We start from the raw sequence: 4,497 nt of genomic DNA on the forward strand, positions 1-4,497 counted from the left end.
GCACCCGCGCGGACTTGGACTTCGAGGTCGGCTTCTGCTCTGACATACCGGTAGGTCTCCTTCCACGAGCAGGCACAGCCTGCCCGCCGACGAGCCCGACCGTTTACACAGCTCATCTGACACCCCCCGCTGGGACAGCGATGACGCCAACGACCTCGCGTACGCCACCATCTGGGGACTGAGCGACCGAATCGGCATCGAGCTCTCCCCAACAATCGATGGACGTGGCCCGCGGTCGGTGCCGCTTCCCTACGCCGTGGCCGAACAGGGTCGCCCCGGGGGCATCGTGGGAGCTGCCGATCTCACGAGCTTGCACGTTCGCGCGCGGCCGCGACGATACATGGACGCCTACCGCGGGTTCGCGGTGCTACGTCCGGACAGTGTCGAGGACAGCGTGTGGTTCTGGAACCTACGCACGTACGGGTCCGGCCTCGTCGGACTTCCAGCGGATGCGCCCGAGGAAGTCATCCGTCCGATCATTCGCAACGCGATGCGCACCTTCGCGCAGCCGGTCGACGACGAGCAGCCTGACCCACCAAGTGAGGTGTCGGTCTGGGGATTGGAGCGCGCACCATCCCACGTGCAGGCGGAGCTCAACAGCATCGCCAGCGGCTTGGGCCTCGCCACTGTGGAGCCGCATATCAACCCGATGCCTCCATGGATCTTCGAAGGCGTCGAGACGCCGTTCAAGTCAGCCATCCGGGTCGAGTTTCGCCCCGGAGAGCATTGGATTGATGTCCCGGTCACAAATCTCCCGCTCCTTGAGGACCCCGACTCCTTCTCGCGAGGCGTGGTTGCTGCCGAAATCCGATTACATCGAGTGGAGGGCCAAGATCCGAGGTTCACCGCATCGTTTCCTCCCTACAGGCGCCACTCGGACCTGCTGAAGAATGCGTTGGCGTGGTCGCACACCGATCACGGCCGGGTGTCCATGGCCGGTCAGGTGGCGGGGATCCAGGCCGGCCGCGAGCATGCGCCTTACGCCTTCGCGTTCAACCTCGATGTCTTTCACAAACTCTTCGACGACGATGCTGTCAAGGTCTCGCACTCAGACGTCGGCCGGTTTCAGACGCGAGCGGCCGAGAAGTTCGGTGGTCCCTTTAGTGGATTCTTCAACCAGCCAGGCGTACGAGCCGCCGTCCTGCTTGCCGCAGGAGATCGCGATGGTGTGCCTCTCCCCCATCTGCGGCAGGTGGTCGAGCGGCATCGCGGCGGCTGGCCTGGTCCGTTCGCGCGCAGTTCGCCAAAGGACTATGCCGAGCAGAGAGTGAACAACCTGCTGCACACTGGGCTCTTCGTTCCGGTGCTCCGAGTCCACTGCTCGCACTGTCGGGTCGAGCGATGGGCATCAGCCGACGAGCTCAGCTCGACGATGACATGCGAGTTCTGCGGCGAGTCATTCCTGCTGGCGCTTTCCCACGCACTTTCGCGTCCGAAGTGGCACTACAGGCTTGCTTCGTACCTGCCCGCGAAACAAGTGCAAGCGCTCCTGCCAGCGTTGGCTTCGACATCGGTCATTCGCGAGCTTCGCCATGTCGAAGAGCCGCCGCTGGCTCACACGCTCGGTCTGGAGATTGCGTTCCCGGATCGGAAGCTCGAACTAGATGTCGCCATCTATGTGCCGGACTATGACTGGCTGGCCGTGATCGGTGAAGTGAAGGCCGCCAACCGCATTGACCAGAACGACGTCACCAATCTTGACTTCGTCACTGAGCGGCTCTCCACTCAGGACGTCCGATGCCTTCAGCTCTTCGCCACCCTGAAGGATCAGCTCGTTGAGGATGAGATCGCAATCCTTCGCAAGCGGGTCGAGCGGTCCGCGATGGTTTCGACAGCGAGGGGCAACCAGCTGCCGAACATGCCCCTGGTGCTCACCGGGCCCGACCTGTCTCGCAGTACCGACTCCAAGGATCACCCGTGGCGCTGGGACTCCAAGAACTACTCCGGGATTTATGGGACAGCGATTACGTCATGCGAACGCAACCTAGGCTTGGTCGACTACTCGGTGCGCGGCGACGGCTCCATCGAATGCGAGTGGGGTCCATTGCCGACCACGGCAGCAAGTCCAAGGTGACGGCCCGCCGTTGAGAGCTTCGTAGAGGCTCCGGTGACGCTCCTGCAATCCTGGGTGCCAGCGCGGCCCCGGTGGCGGCTATAGAGAGATGTCCAGAGTTCCGTTGAGGACGCCCTCGAAGGCCAGTCGTCCGAACTCCTGCCACATCCACTGCGGCATGTTTCCATCCCACGACGACCATTCGTCTCGTGTCATGGCGAGGTGAAAGCTCACGGCGCGTTCGTCGGCAGTCAACTCCTCACCGCGCTTGACCTTCGCAATGACGGTTCGAACGAATCCACACAAGAGGTCCGCCAGCTGAATCATCGGCTCCGACTTTGAATCTGCGAGGCGCAACCCAGTCACTGACGGCATCGCATGAAACATCGGCTCGCCTCCGACCATCGTGACGTCCGTGCCGTCAGAGGGGCGAAACATGCGGCGAACCAAGTCGAAGGCCGGCTCGTACCGGACCAGGTTGTCGTGCACGATCTCCAGCTCGAGAGCGTGTCGGCGCATGAAGCCTTCCAGCAGCTGCACAAGGCCCGGAAGTGAATGTCCCAGCGTTGTGCGCATCCACGTGGCTGCGCCCAGTTCGTCCTGGATCGAAGAGATCGCTTCGTCTGAGAAGTCTCTCAAAGAGTCGGCCAGTGCCGGCGCGTTGCCCGCTTCGAAATGGTCGGCCAGCCGGGTGGCCAAGTCGCGCACTGCATCAGCAGACGGCCGTTCCGGCGCTCTCATCAAGTCGGCGAACCGCTGACGTACGTCAGCTGACTGCGACACGGCCTCGGCAAGTTCCTTCTTGATGTCGCGGGCCCCCGTGAACGCCATCGGATAGTTCCGGTTGTACTCAGGATCGAAGAACGTCTCGACAACCTTGGCACTGGTGATGAAGTCCTTGTCCATCACCCAGAAGAACGGCATACAGGCGTGTTCCATCATGAGGCTGAAGAAGTCCCGAAATACCGCACCAGAGTCCCTGCGGCGTGCCAGATGCTGCCACTTCAGTTCCGGAGCCGCCATGCGGTGGCGGCCACGCAACTCCGTCACGCCATTCAGAAGGCTGGAACCGCTCCGAACCGGCACCAACCACCCCCCGTGCACGAAGATCGGTTGGTCGGGATCCCCCCAATGCACTCCCGTGTTTCCGCTCTCGTCGCAGTAGAACGTGGAGCGCACCCCGCCGCCGGGCGAATCTCTCAGGGCACGCCTGACCCGCTCTTGCTGTGCACGTCTCGCGGGATTGCCGGACTTACCCACGCTCTCACCTCCCTGCAGGGCGGACGCTTCTCACTACGGCATCTTCCTCGATCCGGGTGCACCAACGGGCCACAAGGAAGTTCCCACGGCCGCGGGCCGTGCGAGCATCCGGGGCCCGCCAATCACACTCGGTCGATCTCGGCTCCGCGCTCCCCAGGGCGGACGGCCGCGATCGCAGAAAGTCGGAGGCACGACGGCCGCCCACTCCACGCGAGCTTCCGGGCGCCCGCTCGACCTCAGCCGGCGGCACACAAGCTGATCGTTGGTCGTGCCCAGACCATAATGCGTGGCCGCCCCAGTCCACGGCCCGTATCGTGCGGTCATGGCGACCATGCACGCCAGCGCTCACAGGTGCCCGCACTGTGGGGTCGACCTGCGGGGAGAGCCTTTGCCGGCAACCGGTCGCTCCGCCCGCGGAGCTACTCACTACCTGCGCACGGTCACCATCGAGGTATCAGGTATCTGCGACGGCGGCCTTTACCACGTGTGCCCGGACTGCAAGCGTGCTTGGGCGCGGTGGACGGACCCCGCGGACCCGCTCACCGTGGCCCCGAAGCACTACGCGGCCAAGCACAGCCAGTTGCCAAAGTGCTAGCACGGTGGCGCGGGCGCGGCCAATCTTCGACAACCACCGGGGGTACCGGCCTCGGTTGATCCGACCAGCCAAAGATGAGGAGCCGAATGATCCTGCGACGGCGTGTCTGGCAGGTGCCGCGCTGCTGGTACTGCCAGCAGGGGTTCGGCCGAGTCCACAAGTTGGCGTGTTACCGCAAGCACGCCAAGCGCCGCCCTACAGTCGAGCGGATCCATCTGCCGAAGACGCCCTAGCGGACCAGAACAACCGGCCGTTCGCGGCCAGCGGCTGGGGGCGACATTCACCTGCATGGGTTGGTTCAACGGGTGCTACAACGAGAAGTTTCGCTCGTAGCTCCTGCATTCAAGGGCAGCGATGTTTGACGCAGTCGGAAGCGAAGAGTCCTATCGGACTGTGGAGTGTCGGCGTGCTGCTCACGCCGAACACGAAAGCGCCACTCTGGGACACCACGGTTATATGGCTACTAACCTCGCGCTTTCACGTCGCTGAGGTGGTGTACGGCGCGTAACGCACGGAAGTGCCTGTTCTGCACGGGATTCTTGGATTGCTGAAGTCAAAGAAGCCGAGCGGAAAGGCACTCCGTAGGTGA

General features: G+C 63.4%; 2 protein-coding genes. One reads left to right on the forward strand and one right to left on the reverse strand.

The genetic code is table 11. The annotated features are described in order from the left end of the window. The first annotated feature begins 340 nt into the window (after positions 1–340). The gene (locus tag FIP57_RS22895; protein WP_148576215.1) at positions 341–2,074 is read left to right on the forward strand and encodes a hypothetical protein; all 1,734 of its coding nucleotides are present in this window, start codon (positions 341–343) and stop codon (positions 2,072–2,074) included. A gap of 78 nt (positions 2,075–2,152) precedes the next feature. Here FIP57_RS22895 and FIP57_RS22900 read toward each other — a convergent pair whose 3' ends face one another. Continuing rightward, entirely contained in the window at positions 2,153–3,313 is a 1,161-nt protein-coding gene (locus FIP57_RS22900) for a DUF3800 domain-containing protein (protein WP_148576217.1), read from the reverse strand. Between the last annotated feature and the right edge of the window lie 1,184 nt (positions 3,314–4,497).

Origin of the sequence: Nocardioides caldifontis (assembly GCF_008087345.1) — a bacterium.
Classification (GTDB): Bacteria; Actinomycetota; Actinomycetes; order Propionibacteriales; family Nocardioidaceae; genus Marmoricola_A; species Marmoricola_A caldifontis.